Origin of the sequence: Sphingobium sp. CECT 9361 (assembly GCF_918741285.1) — a bacterium.
Classification (GTDB): domain Bacteria; phylum Pseudomonadota; class Alphaproteobacteria; order Sphingomonadales; family Sphingomonadaceae; genus Sphingobium.
In genome coordinates, this window is record NZ_CAKKNC010000006.1 from 73,592 (window position 1) to 89,651 (window position 16,060).

The 16,060-nt window shown below is 62.2% G+C and carries 16 protein-coding genes; 2 read left to right on the forward strand and 14 right to left on the reverse strand.

Annotated features, from left to right (window positions below; all coding sequences use genetic code 11):
• Nucleotides 1-27 precede the first annotated feature (27 nt).
• Nucleotides 28-669, reverse strand: coding sequence for an endonuclease III (nth, locus tag LQ220_RS10775; protein WP_230188296.1), 642 nt, complete (start codon nt 667-669; stop codon nt 28-30).
• Between the two features lie 7 nt (nt 670-676).
• Nucleotides 677-1,444 (reverse strand): 4-hydroxy-tetrahydrodipicolinate reductase, encoded by a 768-nt coding sequence (gene dapB, locus LQ220_RS10780; RefSeq protein WP_230188297.1) that lies wholly within the window; start codon nt 1,442-1,444, stop codon nt 677-679.
• Between the two features lie 40 nt (nt 1,445-1,484).
• On the opposite strand from dapB, the gene LQ220_RS10785 reads away from it, so the two are divergent.
• On the forward strand, nt 1,485-2,186 hold the full coding sequence (locus tag LQ220_RS10785) for an NAD-dependent deacylase (RefSeq protein ID WP_230188415.1): 702 nt from the start codon (nt 1,485-1,487) through the stop codon (nt 2,184-2,186).
• Here LQ220_RS10785 and LQ220_RS10790 read toward each other — a convergent pair.
• Genes LQ220_RS10790 through LQ220_RS10800 form a run of 3 tightly spaced genes read right to left on the reverse strand, consistent with a single transcriptional unit; the run spans nt 2,183 to nt 4,736 of the window.
• A complete protein-coding gene (locus LQ220_RS10790; protein WP_230188298.1) occupies nt 2,183-3,490 on the reverse strand; it encodes an MFS transporter in 1,308 nt (435 codons plus the stop codon). The two genes, LQ220_RS10785 and LQ220_RS10790, sit on opposite strands and share 4 nt — an antisense overlap.
• A 56-nt stretch (nt 3,491-3,546) precedes the next feature.
• Nucleotides 3,547-4,008: a vgr related protein gene (locus tag LQ220_RS10795; RefSeq protein WP_230188299.1), complete on the reverse strand. Its 462-nt coding sequence runs from the start codon at nt 4,006-4,008 to the stop codon at nt 3,547-3,549.
• On the reverse strand, nt 4,005-4,736 hold the full coding sequence (locus tag LQ220_RS10800) for a phosphatase PAP2 family protein (protein WP_230188300.1): 732 nt from the start codon (nt 4,734-4,736) through the stop codon (nt 4,005-4,007). The genes LQ220_RS10795 and LQ220_RS10800 overlap by 4 nt, the downstream gene beginning before the upstream one ends.
• A 176-nt stretch (nt 4,737-4,912) precedes the next feature.
• On the opposite strand from LQ220_RS10800, the gene LQ220_RS10805 reads away from it, so the two are divergent.
• Complete coding sequence (locus LQ220_RS10805; protein WP_230188301.1) at nt 4,913-6,943, forward strand: transglycosylase domain-containing protein; 2,031 nt, start codon at nt 4,913-4,915, stop codon at nt 6,941-6,943.
• 220 nt (nt 6,944-7,163) lie between these two features.
• Here the strand turns inward: LQ220_RS10805 and rpmE are convergent, their stop codons facing one another.
• The 9 genes from rpmE to frr all read right to left on the reverse strand — a co-directional run bounded on the left by rpmE (nt 7,164) and on the right by frr (nt 16,002).
• Nucleotides 7,164-7,388, reverse strand: a complete 225-nt coding sequence (gene rpmE / locus LQ220_RS10810; RefSeq protein WP_104953960.1) for a 50S ribosomal protein L31 — start codon at nt 7,386-7,388, stop codon at nt 7,164-7,166.
• A gap of 210 nt (nt 7,389-7,598) precedes the next feature.
• Entirely contained in the window at nt 7,599-8,084 is a 486-nt protein-coding gene (fabZ, locus tag LQ220_RS10815) for a 3-hydroxyacyl-ACP dehydratase FabZ (RefSeq protein WP_230188302.1), read from the reverse strand.
• Between the two features lie 13 nt (nt 8,085-8,097).
• Nucleotides 8,098-8,763, reverse strand: a complete 666-nt coding sequence (locus LQ220_RS10820) for an OmpH family outer membrane protein (protein WP_230188303.1) — start codon at nt 8,761-8,763, stop codon at nt 8,098-8,100.
• On the reverse strand, nt 8,763-11,462 hold the full coding sequence (gene bamA, locus LQ220_RS10825; protein ID WP_230188304.1) for an outer membrane protein assembly factor BamA: 2,700 nt from the start codon (nt 11,460-11,462) through the stop codon (nt 8,763-8,765). Before bamA ends, LQ220_RS10820 begins: the two co-directional genes overlap by 1 nt.
• Before the next feature lie 106 nt (nt 11,463-11,568).
• On the reverse strand, nt 11,569-12,702 hold the full coding sequence (gene rseP / locus LQ220_RS10830; protein ID WP_230188305.1) for an RIP metalloprotease RseP: 1,134 nt from the start codon (nt 12,700-12,702) through the stop codon (nt 11,569-11,571).
• The gene (locus tag LQ220_RS10835; protein WP_230188306.1) at nt 12,699-13,859 is read right to left on the reverse strand and encodes a 1-deoxy-D-xylulose-5-phosphate reductoisomerase; all 1,161 of its coding nucleotides are present in this window, start codon (nt 13,857-13,859) and stop codon (nt 12,699-12,701) included. The genes rseP and LQ220_RS10835 overlap by 4 nt, the downstream gene beginning before the upstream one ends.
• Nucleotides 13,856-14,638 (reverse strand): phosphatidate cytidylyltransferase, encoded by a 783-nt coding sequence (locus tag LQ220_RS10840; RefSeq protein WP_230188307.1) that lies wholly within the window; start codon nt 14,636-14,638, stop codon nt 13,856-13,858. The genes LQ220_RS10835 and LQ220_RS10840 overlap by 4 nt, the downstream gene beginning before the upstream one ends.
• A 24-nt stretch (nt 14,639-14,662) precedes the next feature.
• Nucleotides 14,663-15,418, reverse strand: a complete 756-nt coding sequence (gene uppS / locus LQ220_RS10845) for a polyprenyl diphosphate synthase (RefSeq protein WP_290369034.1) — start codon at nt 15,416-15,418, stop codon at nt 14,663-14,665.
• A gap of 26 nt (nt 15,419-15,444) precedes the next feature.
• Nucleotides 15,445-16,002, reverse strand: a complete 558-nt coding sequence (frr, locus tag LQ220_RS10850; protein WP_230188308.1) for a ribosome recycling factor — start codon at nt 16,000-16,002, stop codon at nt 15,445-15,447.
• Nucleotides 16,003-16,060: the final 58 nt, after the last annotated feature.

Sequence of the window (16,060 nt, forward strand, 5' to 3'; positions counted from 1 at the left end):
ATGCGTGGATTATGGTCGGGCGGGCTTTTATGCGGGGTCGGGGGTCTTGGGCTTGAAACGGCACAGGTCCACCACCGGGCAGCGCCAGCATTCGGGCTTACGCGCCTTGCAGATATAGCGGCCGTGCAGGATCAGCCAGTGATGCGCGTCGCGGCGGAAGGGCGCGGGCGTCTGCCGGTCGAGCTTGTCCTCCACCGCGACGACTGTCTTTCCCGGCGCCAGGCCGGTGCGATTGCCGACGCGGAAGATGTGGGTATCGACAGCAAAGGTTTCCGCGCCGAACGCGGTGTTCATCACGACATTGGCGGTCTTGCGCCCGACACCGGGCAGCGTCGTCAACAGGTCGCGATCCTGCGGCACCTGCCCATCGAAATCGCGCACCAGTATCTCTGACAGGGCGATGACGTTCTTCGCCTTGGCATTGAACAGCCCGATGGTCTTGATGTGCTGCTTGAGGCCGTCCTCGCCCAGCGCAACCATCTGCGCGGGCGTTTCGACCTGTTGGAACAGCAGCTTGGTCGCCTTGTTCACGCCGACATCGGTGGACTGCGCGGACAAGGTGACGGCGACCAGCAACTGATAGTCGTTGCCATAGGCCAGTTCGGTCTGCGGAGCAGGGTTCGCCTCGGCCAGCCGCCGGTAAAATTCGAAGATGTCAGCCTTTTTCATGCGCGCGTTACAGGCCCAGCACGCTCTTCATATCGTAGCGCCCTGCCGGTTGTCCTTCGAGCCAGAGCGCCGCCTTGATCGCGCCGCGGGCGAAGATGCTGCGGTTTTCGGCGCGGTGGCCGATTTCGATGCGTTCGCCTTCGGTCGCGAAGATCACCTGATGGTCGCCCGCCACCGATCCACCACGCAGCGCCGCAAAGCCGATGCTGCCCGCCGCGCGCGCGCCGGTAATGCCGTCGCGACCGCTGACCTTGCTGTCGGCAAGGGCAACGCCCCTGCCCTGCGCGGCCGCTTCGCCAAGGAGGAGCGCGGTGCCGGAGGGCGCATCGACTTTGTGGCGATGGTGCATCTCGACGATCTCTATGTCCCAATCGTCGCCCAGGCGCCGCGCCGCATCCTCGACCAGCGCCGCCAGCAGATTGACGCCCAGCGAGGTGTTGCCAGTCTGCAGCACCGCGATCTGGGTCGCGGCCTGATCGATCAGCGCGTGATGCACGTCTTCCAGCCCCGTGGTGCCGATCACGATGGGCCGCCGCGCCGCGATGCACGCGTCGAGATGCTCGCCCAGCGCAGAGGGGGAGGAGAAGTCGATCAGCACGCTGCTGACTTCGGCCAGCGCAAGAGAGTCGCTGCCGATGGCGATGCCGGGCGCGATCTCTCCGCTAACGCCCACGCGATCCACGCCGCCCGCAATGCCGACGCCGGCTTCGCCCGCCGCCAGCGCAATCGCCTGCCCCATGCGGCCCGTCGCGCCGTAAATGCCAATCGCGGTCATTGCTGTTGCGCCCCTGCTGCTATCCTGCTTCGATGCGCGGATGCCAGACATTCGCAACATTGTCATCCTTACCGGCGCGGGAATTTCCGCCGAGAGCGGGCTTGCGACCTTTCGCGGGCCGGATGGGCTGTGGGAAGGGCATCGGGTGGAAGATGTCTGCACGCCCGAGGCGCTGGCCCACAATCCGGCACTAGTCCATCGTTTCTATGACGAGCGGCGGGCGAAGCTGGCGGAGGTAGTGCCCAATCCCGCGCATGATGCGCTGGCGGCGCTGGACCATGCGTGGCCGGGGGAATTGCTGATCGTGACGCAGAATGTGGACGACCTGCATGAGCGGGCGGGCGCGAGTCGGTTGCTGCACATGCACGGGGAATTGATGTCGGCGCTGTGCGCGGCCTGTGGCGCGTCGAAACCGTGGCATGAGGCGATGCCGCCGGAAACACACTGCCCCTTCTGCGAAGCGCCCAGCCTGCGCCCCGACATCGTGTTCTTCGGCGAGATGCCTTATGAGATGGAGCGGATAGACGCGGCGTTGCGGGAGGCTGACCTGTTCGTGTCCATCGGCACGTCGGGCGCGGTCTATCCTGCCGCCGGGTTCGTGCAGACGGCGCGCCATGTGGGAGCGCATACGCTGGAACTGAACCTCGATCCGTCGGCGGGTAGCATCTATTTCCACGAAACGCGGATCGGTGCGGCAAGCGCGCTGGTGCCGCAATGGGTGGACGAAATACTCGCGCTTTAATCCAGATCGCGGTCGATCAGGCTGTGACGGCGGGTGTCCCGCATCCAGAGGTACGACACCAGCGACAGGCCGATCATGCCGGTGACATACCAGTAGAAGATCGATTCCATCTCGATATCCTTCAGGTAGAACGCCACATATTCCGCCGTGCCGCCGAACAGCGCATTGGCGATGGCATAGGGTAGCGCAACGCCCAGCGCGCGGATGCTGGCGGGGAACAGCTCCGCCTTCACGACTGCGTTGATCGCCGTATAGCCGCTGACGATGGTCAGCGCGAAGAGGACGAGGAAGAACGCTTCGACCGGGCTGCGGACGGTTTCGAGCGACCGGAATATCCACACCGTCGCCAGCAAACCCGACACGCCAAAAGCGATCATGATGGGTCGCCGCCCGATCCTGTCGGACAACGCGCCGACCAGCGGCTGCAGGCACATATAGACGAACAGCGCGCAGGCCATGATGCCGGTGGCGGCTTCGCGGCTGAAACCCGATGTGTTGACCAGGAATTTCTGCATGTAAGTCGAGTACGCATAGAAGGCGAGCGTGCCGCCGGCCGTCAGCGCGATCACCAGCAGCGCCTGCCCCGGATAGAGCCGGAAGAGCGTGAACATGCCCGATTTGGGGCCGTCATTATCCTTGGTCGCCTGAAAGGATTGCGTTTCCATCAGGCGGCGGCGCAGGTACAGGACGCTGATCGCCAGCGCCCCGCCAATGAAGAACGGGATGCGCCAGCCCCACGATTCAAGCGTCGCTTCGCTCATCGTCGCTTGCAACAGGATGAGCACGCCGAGCGCCAGCAATTGCCCCATAATGAGCGTGACATATTGGAAGCTGGAGAAGAACCCGCGATTCTTCTGGCTCGCCATTTCGGAAAGATAGGTCGCACTGGCCCCATATTCGCCACCGACGCTCAACCCCTGCATCAGCCGTGCAAGGATCAGCAACGCGGGCGACCAGTAACCAATCTGCGCGTAGCTGGGTGCGACCGCGATCAGCAGCGAACCGCCGCACATCAGACCGATGGAAAGCGTCAACCCGGACTTGCGCCCATGCCGGTCGGCATAGACGCCCATGATCCACGCACCGATGGGGCGCATCAGGAATCCGACGGCAAAGACGGCAGCGGTATTAAGCAACTGCGCAGTCTGATCTCCCTTGGGAAAGAAGATCGGCGCGAAATAGAGCGCGAAGGCGGAATAGACATACCAGTCGTACCATTCGACCAGATTGCCCGCCGAACCCCCGAATATCGCGAACAGGCGATTGCGTTGGGATATCGGTTGCACGGAAGCGGATTGGGTCATGACTGTCCTTTGGCCGATGGTGCGGCCCTCCTCTTCGACCCGATCATGGCGACGGGTCAACCTGTTCCGAACGGCAATATGCTTTCCAGCGTTTCGCGCGGTGGCGCGCCGGGCACTCTCACGCCATGGCGCATCAGGAACACATGGCGCACGATCTCTGCCTGTTGCTCGATCCCGTAGCGGTCGAGCATCCAGCCGGGCTTGATCGTGTAGCTGTAGCGGCAGAAAGGATGACGCTTGAGGATCAGGTTCACGCCCCTCTGATGCTGCCACACATGCACCAGTTCGTGGATCAGATGCCCCTGCATCCCCAGGTTACTGCTACCGAAGCAGTCGCAATAGCTGTCGCCCTTGTGATGAAAATGGATGGAGCCACGGGGGGCCATAGTGACCCCGCGCGGCTGGAACGGCCACCAGGCACGGTTGTAGATTCGCACCGGGTCGAGATCGATTGCGCCGCCGAATATGCTGGCGGCCAGTGCGCGTTCCGGCGCGGTCAAGGTGCGGCCTTCGCTCATGCCTGTGTCGCTCCCTCCAGCGTATGTCGCCGTTGCAACCGTTGCGCCACGAGCGACATGAGCAACGCCCAGCTCGCACCGGCAGCCCATCCCGCCAGCACGTCGCTCGGCCAGTGGACGCCAAGATAGACGCGCGACGCACCGATGACGAGCGCCAACGCGATGGCGACGGACAGGATGTATATCCGCACGGCGCGGCGCGCCTGCGTCCGGGCCAACATCGCGCCGAGCGTCAGGTAAACGATAGCCGCGTTCATGGCGTGGCCGCTAGGGAAGCTGGTGGAATGCACGTCGACCAGATGGGACACGATGTCGGGGCGCGCACGGTCGAACAGTCCCTTCAACACATTGTTGAGAATCTCGCCTCCACCGATTGCCAGCACCACAAACAACGCCATCGCCCGATAGCGCGCGATGACCAGAAAGCCGACGACCAAAAGTGTGAGAAGCGTCCGCACCGTCCATCCCCCCAGCGCCGTGATGTCGCGCATCACGGTAAGCAGCCATGGCGGGCCGATGGGTATCGCGAGGTTGGCGGGATTGCGCAATGCTTCGATGATGTGCCGGTCGAGCGCCATGGTGTCGCCTTCCATCACTTCCGAAGAGATCTTGCCGAAGATGAATAAGCCGACACATGAAAACAGAAAAACGACGAGCAGCCGCGCGTCGATGCGCAGTTTTCCGCGTCCTGTCGCCTTTGCCTGGTCCACTGTCGTCGTCTCCCGCATTCTCTGATCCCGCTTTCGCATAGCCGCACCCATAGCGATACGCCCAACGCACATCGGATAGATTGGATCATGATGCGGTTAGGCGTGGATTATCCTTCTGGCAGACGCTATCGCCCAATCAGGCAGATCGGAAGGCTTGACTGTATGATTCATATAATACAGTTTGTTCCGACCCTATGACGCCCTTCCCCGAACCCCTGCCCACCGGCACGCCGCCGCCCGCTTCCAACTTTGGTGGCGGACCGCCCAGCAGCTTCGCGCCTACGCCCTTCCGTAAGAAGATGAAGATTCTCGGCTGGATAATGGCCGGGATGCTGGCGGTGTTCATGATATTGGTGGCTTGGCTGGCGATCACCGCGCCGCTGTCCCGCTCGCTCAAACCCATTGCCCCGCCCAGCATCACGCTGCTGTCGGCAGATGGGCAAGTGATCGCCCGCAAGGGCGCGATCATCGACAAGCCGGTGACGATCGCAGAACTGCCCGCGCATGTGCCGCAGGCGTTCATGGCGATCGAGGATCGGCGTTTTTACAGCCATTGGGGTATCGATCCGCGCGGCATTGCCCGCGCCATGTGGCACAATATCTGGTCGGATGGCGCATCGCAGGGCGGCAGCACGATCACCCAGCAGCTTGCCAAGGGCGTGTTCCTGAACAGCGACCGCACTGCCAGCCGCAAATTGCGTGAGGCGCTGATTTCGCTGTGGCTGGAGGCGTGGCTGACGAAGGATCAGATCCTCGAACGTTATCTGTCGAACGTCTATTTCGGCGACAATGTCTATGGCCTGCGCGCCGCATCGCTGCACTATTTCAACCGCCGTCCCGACCGGCTGACCATTCCGCAGGCGGCGATGCTGGCGGGGCTGCTCAAGGCGCCATCGCGGCTCGCGCCCACCTCCAACCTGTCCGGCGCGCGGGATCGTGCCGCGCTGGTGATGCAGGCTATGGTCGAGGCTGGCTATATCAGCCAGTCGGAAAAGGACGCACTGCGCCCTGCCCGCCTCGACGTGCAGTCCAGTGCGTCGGCAACGACCGGCACCTATTTCGCAGACTGGGTGCTGCCCGAAGCGCGCGACCGCGCCGGGGCCGTCTATGGCGCGCAGGAAATCACGACTACGCTGGACGCCAAGGTGCAGAAGCAGGCCGAAGCCGCCGTGCGCCGTGCGCCGCTGGGCAAGGCGCAGATCGCCTTGGTCACGATGAAGACCGACGGCACCGTCGTCGCGATGGTCGGCGGAAAAAGTTACAAGGACAGCGCGTTCAACCGCGCCGTGCAGGCAAAGCGTCAGCCCGGATCGACCTTCAAGCTGTTCGTCTATCTCGCGGCATTTCGCGCAGGCATGACGCCCGAAGACATGATCGACGACACACCGATCACCGAAGGCGAATATCGCCCCGCCAACCACGACCGGCGCTATCGCGGGCGGATAACCTTGCGACAGGCCTTTGCCGTGTCGAGCAATGTCGCCGCCGTCCGGCTGGCGCAGCAGGTCGGCATCCGCAACGTCATAAAGGTGGCGCGCGATCTGGGCATCACCAGCCCGATTCAGGAGAATCTCTCCTCTGCGCTCGGCACGTCCGAAGTGACGATATTGGAACTTACGCAGGCCTATGCCGCCGTCGCGGCGGGGGCGTATCCGGTCGAGGCGCATGGCCTGCCGCCCGAAGAACGTAGCTGGGTCGCGTCGATCATCGACCGGCAGAAATCGTTCAGCAGCGATCAGTTGGACATGATCCGCGACCTGCTCTCATCCGCCGCCAATCGTGGCACGGGCAGCGCGGCGGCCTTGCGCACCAGCACCTTTGGCAAGACCGGCACGACGCAGGACAATCGCGATGCGATCTTCGTGGGCTATGCGGGCGGGCTGGTGACGGCAGTGTGGGTCGGGAATGACGACAACAGCCCCCTGCCCGGCTTTGCGGGCGGTGGCGTGCCCGCGCGCGTGTGGCGCGATTTCATGGCACAGGCCATCGACGAGCCAGCCGCAGAAGTCGCCGAGCCTGAGAATGCGGCGGACCTCGTGAACGCCATCGCTAATGTGAGCGTCGCGACCGAGATCGGCAATGTGAACATCGGCATCGGACCGGACGGGGTCAATCTGGGCATCGATCCTGCCGCGCCGCAGGAGCCGGATGCGCCGGAGCCTACTCCGGCCCCGCGCATCGCACCGACACAGCCGGTAGAGAATCGCCCGCCGCCCGCGCAGTAGGGATATGTTCCTCCCCTTTTGGGGGAGGATACGAAGACTTGGCCGCAGGCCTAGTCGTAGTTGGAGAGGGATCGGAGCTATCGAGAGGGTAGAACCGCTCTCCAAGTTCCGGTAATCAGCAAGCTGGCAACTTCCACTATCCTCTCCCGATGGGCGAGGAGAAACAGCAACAAAAAAGGGCGCCTCGCAGGCGCCCTTTTCCATACCGATGATCCGGTGCTTACTTCTTGAGCGTAAGGCCGCCGAAACGCTTGTTGAAGCGTGCGACCTGGCCGCCCTGATCGAGCTGACGCGTACCGCCGGTCCAGGCCGGATGCGACTTGGGATCGATATCCAGCGCCAGCGTATCGCCTTCCTTGCCCCAGGTGGAGCGGGTGCGATAGGTGGTGCCATCGGTCATCTGGACGGTGATGAAGTGGTAATCGGGATGCGTATCGGTCTTCATGGGTAATGCTCCGGTGATGGCCGGTTCCGACCGGCCTTTGGATGCGTGAAACTCTCGCGAAGGCGCGCGGTTAGCGGTTCTTCGACAAAAAGGCAATATCTGTGTGGTTGCGGGCTACCGAATTGTTCCCCGGCGAAGGCCGGGGTCCAGGAGTCCCAGACGCTGTGCCCAAAACCCTGGACCCCGGCCTTCGCCGGGGAACCAAGCGTACTACTTAGGCGGGTCGGCGATCATCGCAGTGCAATGCGCTTCGGCCATCAACTTGCCGTCCGACATCGCCTTGCCCGTGAACTTGCAGATTGACCCGCGCAGCGTCGTGAATTCGACATGGATGTCGAGCAGGCAGCCCGGCTCCACCGGCGCACGGAATTTCGCGCCGTCGATGGCCATGAAATAAACGAGCTTGCCGGTTCCGGCGAGGCCCATCGATTCCACAGCCAGCACGCCCGCCGCCTGCGCAATCGCTTCGACGATCAATACGCCCGGCATAATCGGCCGTTCGGGGAAATGCCCCGCAAAGAACGGCTCGTTGATCGTCACCGCCTTGATCGCGTGGATGCTCTTGTGCGGCACCATGGCGACGACGCGGTCGATCAGCAGCATCGGGAACCGATGCGGCAGGGCCGCCATGACCCCCCGGATATCCAGGGGGCCAAGCGTTACCGGCGTTTCAACGCCAGGCGTAGTGTCCGTCATTCAGATCGACCGATCAGCGCGACGTCGGCTTCTGCGCCGGGTTCTGCGGTGCAGCGGCGGCAGGTGCGGGCGCGCCGCCCTGACCACGCTGAGCAGGCTGCCAACCGGCGGGCGGCGTGATGCCGACGCTGGGGACGAGCGCATTCAGTTCGGTCACGACAGCCGCGGTGATGTCCACGGTTGGCTGATAGGATACGGTCGCTTCGGGCGAGAGAACGAGATCGACCTTTGCCTTCGTCATTGCGGCCTTCAGCGCGTCAGACAGCTTGGCTGTGATCTGCTGTTCGACATAGGCGTTCGCCAGACCGATGGGCTGGCCCAGACGCTGCAGTTCCGCCTGATAGGTCTGGGTCTGCTGCTGATACTGCTCATATTGCGTCTGCAAAGCGGGGGTCGGCTTGCCGCCAGCGGCGTTGATGGCGGCCTGCAAGGCTTCTCCCTTGGTCTTCAGATCGGCGTCGATCGCAGTCTTGCGCGCATTGAAGGCATCGATCTGCGCCTTGTACGTGGTGTTCATCTGCGTACGTGCAGTGGTGTAGGCAGTGCTGGTGGCAACGGCCTGTTCCAGATTGGCGACAGCAATGCCAGCCTTCGACTGCGCGGCGGCAGGCGTGGTCGCCAGTGCAATCGCTGTCATCGGTGCGAGAGCGAAAGCAGCAGCTTTGATAATCGTCTTCATCAGAATTGAGTCCCTACGTTGAAAGTAATAAGCTTGTCGTTGTCCCCTGTTTCCTTCAGCAGCGCCTTCGCAATATCGATGCGGAAGGGGCCGAATGGCGAATTCCAGTTTACACCGAAGCCGACCGAGAGGCGCGGCTTGAGCGTGTCGCCGGTATAGATTTCCTCGAAACCGGACCGGTCGAGATAATCCGTATTCGCGTAACCCGCAGGGCACACCCCTGGCGAAACTGCGTTTGCCGATTTTCCCGGGACAGTTGCGGTGGCCTGTACGGCGCACGTGCCGGCAAAATTGGTGAGGATGGGGTTCTTGATGCCGGCCACGGCGCCAACATCGACATATACCGATGGGCGCAGTCCCAGTTCTCTGGCGCCTGACCCAAGCGGAATTTCCACTTCACCGCGCGCCATATAATATATTTTGCCACCCAGCGCATCGTCGGTGAAGCCGTTGCGGCTCGTGTCGCGAACGTATTTGCCGCTGCCGTCCGATGCCAGATAATAGCGCAAGACGCGCGGACCGATGCCGCGAATGGCAAATCCGCGCATCTGCGGTTCGCCCAGGAAGAAACGATCGGTCAGACGAACACGCTCGATTTCGACAGGCGTAGCACCTGTGTTATCGAAGCGCGCGCCTTCCAGAGAATGAATATAGCCGCCTTCGGCAGTCAGGCTGGCGATGAAGCCGCTGCCGATGTTGAAATGCTTGCTGCCCGCAAGGCGCGTCTTCACATATTTCACGCTGCCGCCCAGCCCGGCAATGTCCTGACTGAGCGTGAGGCTCTGCCCGCGCGTCGGGCGGATGCGATTGTCGCGATTGTCGAATATAAGCGAATAGCCGATGGACGAAGTCGTTCGCTTTCCGATGGCATCGCACAGATACCGACCTGCCTGCCGGGAGTCGCAGAAATCGGTATCGCTGTTGCCGCGGATGCCGTCGCCGTTGTTATCGGAGAAAAATGTGCCGCGGGCCAGCGTCACATTGTCGAGGCTCACCCCATAACGCAGCGCCAGTGACATATATTCGGTCAGCGGCACACCTGCGCGAAGCTGGAAGCCGGTGCTGGTCTGCTGATAGGTTGTGTTACGGTCGTTGTTAAGCCCGTACTGGAAGCTGTTCAGATCGCGGCGGAAAATGTCGCCACCGACCGCGATGTTCTTGTCGAGCAGATAAGGCTCGGTAAAGCCGACTTCCACCGACTTGGAATAGGCTGAATAGTTGACGCTGGTGCGCAGTTCCTGGCCCTTGCCGCGGAAGTTGCGTTGCGTGATCGAGCCGGAAATGATGAAGCGCTCAAGGCTGGAATAGCCCGCCGATAGCGAAAGCTCACCTGTCGATTTTTCTTCGACATTGGTTTCCAGAATGATGCGGTCGGGCGTGGAACCCGGCTTCTGTTCGATATCCAGCTTTTCCTGGAAGAAGCCGAGCGAATTGATGCGATCCTTCGATCGCTTCACCGCGAAGCTGTTGAACGCGTCGCCTTCTGCCACGCGGAATTCGCGACGCACGACCTTGTCCTGCGTCAGCGTGTTGCCGTTGATGTCGATCCGCTCGACATAGACGCGCGGCGCATTGCCGATGCGGAACGTGATCCCCATCGTCAGGTCTTCCTTGCTCCGGTTGAAATCCGGAGACACGTCGGCAAAGGCATAGCCGAACAGACCGGCAGTTTCGTTCAGATTGTCGACGGTATCCTCGACCTTCTTCGCGTCGTACCAGTCGCCCTTCTTCATCGGCAGCAGCTTGGTCAGCGAATCGCCCGACAGATCGCGAATGTCGCTTTCCACCTTCACGTCGCCGAACTTGTAGCGCTCACCTTCTTCCACCACATAGGTGATGATGAAGTCCTGCTTGTCAGGCGTCAGTTCGGCCACGGCGGAAATAACGCGGAAATCGGCATAGCCGTTGGTCAGGTAGAATTGGCGCAGCTTCTGCTGGTCATAGGCAAGCCGATCGGGATCGTAGCTGGTGCCTGAAGAGAACAAGCGGAACCAGCGTGCAGCCTTGGTCGCCATTTCGCCTTGCAGGCGGCCGTCCTTGAACTTCTCATTGCCGATGATGTTGATCTGGCGAACCTTGGACTTTGGCCCTTCGGTGATTTCAAACACGATATCGACGCGGTTCTGATCGAGCTGCACCATCTTCGGTTCGATCGTTGCTGCAAAGCGGCCCTGACGGCGATACAGTTCGATGATGCGGGCAACGTCGGCGCGGACCTTCGACCGGGTATAGATCTGGCGCGGCGCCAGCTTGATTTCCGGCCGAATCTTGTCTTCCTTCAGCCGCTTGTTGCCTTCCAGCACGATGCGGTTGATGACCGGGTTTTCCTTGACCTCAATGGTCAGCGTGCCGTTGTCGTCGCGGATCTGCACATCGGCGAACAATTCCGTTTCGAACAGGTCACGCAGCGCCTGATCCAGAGTTTCGCGCGTATAGGGCTGGCCGACGCGCAGCTTTGTGTAGGAAAGGATCGTGTCCGATTCCAGACGCTGCTGCCCGGTGATGTTGATCGCCTTGACCGGCGCAGCGATCTGCGCCGCCGGGGGCGTCGCTGGCGCGGCAGCAGGCGCAGTGGGTGCACGGGTCTGCGCGGAGGCAGGCAATCCGGCCAGCATCGTTCCCGTCAACAGAGCGACCAGCGCCATGCGCTTCGCCGCCGGCCTGTCGAAATTGCTGCTTTTGGTCGCTGTCACCCGCATCACCCTTGAAATAAAGTCACGGCCATCGGCCACATGTAAAAAACACAGCACGCGGCTGTTGCAAATTGTTGCTCGATCCTTGGCGAGCCTCACTGCCTCAACCGGCTCAGCCGATCAAGCCAGACAGGCTTCTCCACAGTCCGAAAGACGACAAATCGTTGAAAGTCACGAACACCATCAGGCTCAGGAGCACCATCAGGCCGGACCGATAGGCCATTTCCTGCACCTGCGGGCTGACCGGACGCCCCTTTATCCCCTCGATTGCGTAAAACAGCAGATGCCCGCCATCCAGCATCGGGATTGGCAACAAGTTGATGAACCCCAAGTTAATCGAGATAAAGGCCATCAGGAAGATGAAGCTCTGCCAACCCATATTGGCCGCCTGTCCAGACACATCGGCGATCTTGAGCGGGCCACCCAGTTCCTTCATCGACCGGCGACCGGTAATGATCTGCCACAGGCCATCCATCGACGAGCTGAAAAGCTGCACCACCTTGCGCGCACCGACGACCGGCGCTTCGATCAGGCTGACGGGGCGGAACACCAGCGGCGCAGACGCCACGCCAAGCTGCCCAAGACGGAAGACATTACCAAAGCGGTCCTTTTCGATCCGCGTGCCCGCCGCAATCGATACATCGAATCGCTGGCCGTTGCGCTCCACCACATAGGGCAGCACTTCATTGGGGCGCAGAGTGACGATGGATGAGATGTCCGTGAAGCTGCCAATGTCGCGGCCCATGATGCTGACGATCCGGTCGCCTGCCTTCAGGCCAGCCGATTGCGCCGCCGATCCGTTCGACACGGCACCGACGACAGGCGGCGCTTCCGGATCGCCCTGTATATAGGCCAGCGCACCGAGCAGCAGGATCGCAGCGAGGAAATTGATTGCGGGACCGGCAAATACGATGGCGGCGCGTTGCCACACCGGCTTGGCAGGGAAACTTTCTGCGCGGTCCTGCGCCGACATCGTCAACCATTCCGGATCGGTCTGGCTGGCGGCGTTCATGTCGCCCTTGAACTTCACATAGCCGCCCAGCGGGAGCATCGCGAGACGCCAGCGCGTGCCGCGCTTATCGACCCAGGCGAACAGCTCCTTGCCGAATCCGATCGAGAACGCTTCCGCCTTCACGCCGCACCAGCGCCCGACGATGTAATGCCCAAATTCATGGACGAAAACCAGCGGGCCGATGATGGCGAGAAAGGCAAAGACGGTCAGCAGGAGGCTTGGATTTTCAATCAAACTTGGACTCTTTCCACGATGCGGGACGCGGCGTGGCGGGCCGCGCCATCCGCCTCCAGTATCTCCGCAATCGAGCGGGGCGTTGGCGCGCTATAGCCTGACAGCACCTCTTCCACAATCGCGGCGATATCGAGGAAGCCGATACGCCCCGACAGAAAGGCAGCAACCGCCACTTCATTGGCCGCGTTGAGCGTGGCGGGATGCCCGCCCCCTGCCCTTGCCGCATCGCGCGCCAGCCGCAGGCCGGGGAAGCGGACGGGATCAGGGGCCTCGAAATCCAGCCGACCGATCGTCACCAGATCTAGGGGCAAGCAAGGCGTCGTGATCCGTCTGGGCCACGCAAGGGCATGAGCGATGGGGATGCGCATGTCGGGGCTGCCCAACTGCGCGAGTGTCGAACAATCGCGATATTCGACCATCGAATGGATGACCGATTGCGGGTGAACAAGGATTTCGATGTTGTCGAGACCAACGGGGAACAGGTGATCGGCTTCGATCAGTTCCAGCCCCTTGTTCATCATCGTCGCGCTGTCGATGCTGATCTTCGCACCCATCGACCAGTTGGGATGCTTGACCGCCTGCGCGGGCGTGACGGCTGCCATCTGCTCGCGCGTAAACTCACGGAACGGTCCGCCGCTGGCGGTCAGCGTGATACGTCGCACGTCTTCCATGCTTCCGCCCGCAAGGCATTGGAAAATCGCGTTATGTTCGCTGTCCACGGGCAACAGCGTCGCGCCGGATTCGCGCACCGCCTGCATCATCAGCGCACCGGCCGACACCAGCGATTCCTTGTTGGCAAGCGCCACCGTATGCCCACGTTCCAGCGCGGCCAGTGTCGGCTCCAGTCCTGCGGTGCCGACGATGGAGGCCATCGTCCAGTCTACATCGAGCCGTGCGACATCGATCAACGCCTGCGCGCCTGCCTCGGCACGGATGCCGCTGCCCGCCAGTGCATCGCGCAGATCGGCGTAGAGCGCTTCCTGCCCGATCACCGCCACGTCCGCGCGATATTTCCGCGCCGCCGCCGACAATGCCGCTACATCGCTATGCGCGGTAAGCGCGACGACCTGCCATGCGCCGTCGTCCCGCCCCACCAGATCGAGGGTGGAGGTGCCGACCGACCCGGTCGCTCCGAAAATCGATATACGCCGCGTCATAGCAACCCCGGCAGCACGACCAGCAAGGCCGCGAGCGGTGCGGCAGTCACGACGCCGTCCAGCCGATCCAGCACGCCACCATGACCGGGGAGCAGATTGCCGCTGTCCTTCACCCCTGCCCGCCGCTTGAGCGCGCTTTCGAACAGATCGCCGCCCTGCGCCGCCACCGCCAATATCCCGCACGCCGCCGCCAGCCGCAGCGGCAATCCAGCCATGAAGTGCAGCGTAAAGCCGAAGGCCAGCGCCGCGAGCACGCCGCCGCCAAGTCCTGCCCAGGTCTTCGACGGACTGATCGACGGCGCGAGCTTCGGCCCGCCAATGGAGCGCCCCGCAAAATACGCACCGATGTCCGTCGCCCACACCAGCCCCAGCGCCCAGAATGCCAGCAGCAATCCACCCGGCTGCGCGCGCAGGAACAGCAGCGCCAGCACCGGCACACCAACATAGAGGATGCCCAGCGCCAATCGGATAGACCGCGTGATCGCGGCCACGAATATCACCGCACCAAACAATAAGCCGATGGCAAGAAAGGATGGCCCCGCCGCCAACGGATCGGGCGCCATGATCGCCAGCGGTACGCAGATCGCAAACATCGACAAGCGCCGCGCCCGCACATTCGCACCGATCAGACTCGCCCATTCACCTTGCATCATTACCCCGGCCAGCGACGCCAGCATCCAGAACAATATATGCCCCATCAACAGGCAAGCGACGGCTACACAGATCAGTGCGAGGCCAACGATGGCGCGCGTTTTCAGGTCGCTAGGGCGCACCGTCATGACGTCATCCGGCCCGAATATGCGTCAAAGGCCACCATAGCGGCGGTCGCGACCCTTGAACGTGTCCAGCGCCTGCACCAGCGCATCGCTGCCGAAATCGGGCCATAAAGTGTCGGTGAAATAGAGTTCGGCATAGGCCGCCTGCCACAGCAGGAAGTTGCTCAGCCGCTGTTCGCCCGATGTGCGGATCAGCAGGTCGAGCGGCGGCAGGGTCGCCGTATCGAGCGCCGCATCGAGATGATCGGTGCCGATATCCTCCGGTGCGATCTCGCCTGCCGCGGCGCGCGTCGCCAGCGACTGCACCGCGCGGATCATCTCATCCTGCGACCCGTAATTCAGCGCGATCGCCAAGATGGGGCCATTATTGCCAGCCGTCCGTGCGATCGCATCATCGATCAGCGTGACCAGCGAAGGCTCCAGCGCGCGATAATTGCCGATGACCCGCAAGCGTACATCGTCGGCCACCAACTCATCGATATCCGCTTCGATGAACCGCCGCAGCAGGCCCATCAAGTCGGCAATCTCCGCCGCAGGCCGCTTCCAGTTTTCGGAAGAGAACGCATAGAGCGTCAGGCATTCGATGCCGAGTTCCCGCGCCGCCCGCGCCGTGCGCCGCACAGCGTCCACCCCGGCCTTGTGTCCAGCAAAGCGTGGCAGCAGCCGCTTCTTCGCCCACCGCCCGTTGCCATCCATGATGATCGCGACATGCCGCGCCCCATGATCGGCAAAGCCCTGAGGAAATACGCCCCGTTGCGTGTGAGTGGATGCCTGCGTTGCCACAATCGAACTATGTGCCGATTTACAGTCTATTGGCCAAGTATTTCTTTTTCCTTGGCCCCGGCGGCGGCATCGATGTCTGCGATGGTCGCATCGGTCATCTTCTGCACTTCGGTTTCCAGGCGCTTGCGATCGTCCTCGCTAATTTCACCTTTCTTTTCATCGACTTTCAGGCTGTCCATGCCATCGCGTCGCACGTTGCGAACGGCAATACGCGCGCCTTCTGCATATTTGCTGGCGAGCTTCGCCAATTCCTTGCGGCGTTCCTCGGTCAGATCGGGGATCGGCAGGCGCAGCGTGGTGCCATCAGTAATCGGGTTGAGGCCCAGACCCGCCGAACGGATCGCCTTTTCCACCGGGGTCACATTGCTGCGGTCCCACACCTGCACCGAAAGCATACGCGGTTCGGGTGCGGACACCGTCGCCACCTGATTGAGCGGCATGTGCGACCCATAGACTTCCACCGTCACCGGATCGAGGAGCGCCGTGTTCGCGCGGCCCGTGCGCAGGCCCGACAGATCGCCCTTGAGCGATTCGACGGCCCCCGCCATGCGGCGTTCCAGATCGGCTTTGCTATATTGCGCCATGATTAGTTCTCCTGAAGCGATTTCTAATCAGATGAAATCTGATGGCTCGGAAATCGCG

What these genes read in the sequence shown, in the direction of transcription:
- frr (WP_230188308.1), bottom strand. Translation starts at nt 16,002, where the DNA reads ATGGCGCAATATAGCAAAGCCGATCTGGAACGCCGCATGGCGGGGGCC.
- LQ220_RS10820 (WP_230188303.1), bottom strand. Translation starts at nt 8,763, where the DNA reads ATGAAGACGATTATCAAAGCTGCTGCTTTCGCTCTCGCACCGATGACA.
- LQ220_RS10840 (WP_230188307.1), bottom strand. Translation starts at nt 14,638, where the DNA reads ATGACGGTGCGCCCTAGCGACCTGAAAACGCGCGCCATCGTTGGCCTC.
- rpmE (WP_104953960.1), bottom strand. Translation starts at nt 7,388, where the DNA reads ATGAAGACCGATACGCATCCCGATTACCACTTCATCACCGTCCAGATG.
- fabZ (WP_230188302.1), bottom strand. Translation starts at nt 8,084, where the DNA reads ATGACGGACACTACGCCTGGCGTTGAAACGCCGGTAACGCTTGGCCCC.
- nth (WP_230188296.1), bottom strand. Translation starts at nt 669, where the DNA reads ATGAAAAAGGCTGACATCTTCGAATTTTACCGGCGGCTGGCCGAGGCG.
- LQ220_RS10785 (WP_230188415.1), top strand. Translation starts at nt 1,485, where the DNA reads ATGCCAGACATTCGCAACATTGTCATCCTTACCGGCGCGGGAATTTCC.
- LQ220_RS10790 (WP_230188298.1), bottom strand. Translation starts at nt 3,490, where the DNA reads ATGACCCAATCCGCTTCCGTGCAACCGATATCCCAACGCAATCGCCTG.
- LQ220_RS10835 (WP_230188306.1), bottom strand. Translation starts at nt 13,859, where the DNA reads ATGACGCGGCGTATATCGATTTTCGGAGCGACCGGGTCGGTCGGCACC.
- LQ220_RS10795 (WP_230188299.1), bottom strand. Translation starts at nt 4,008, where the DNA reads ATGAGCGAAGGCCGCACCTTGACCGCGCCGGAACGCGCACTGGCCGCC.
- LQ220_RS10805 (WP_230188301.1), top strand. Translation starts at nt 4,913, where the DNA reads ATGACGCCCTTCCCCGAACCCCTGCCCACCGGCACGCCGCCGCCCGCT.
- LQ220_RS10800 (WP_230188300.1), bottom strand. Translation starts at nt 4,736, where the DNA reads ATGCGGGAGACGACGACAGTGGACCAGGCAAAGGCGACAGGACGCGGA.
- bamA (WP_230188304.1), bottom strand. Translation starts at nt 11,462, where the DNA reads ATGCGGGTGACAGCGACCAAAAGCAGCAATTTCGACAGGCCGGCGGCG.
- dapB (WP_230188297.1), bottom strand. Translation starts at nt 1,444, where the DNA reads ATGACCGCGATTGGCATTTACGGCGCGACGGGCCGCATGGGGCAGGCG.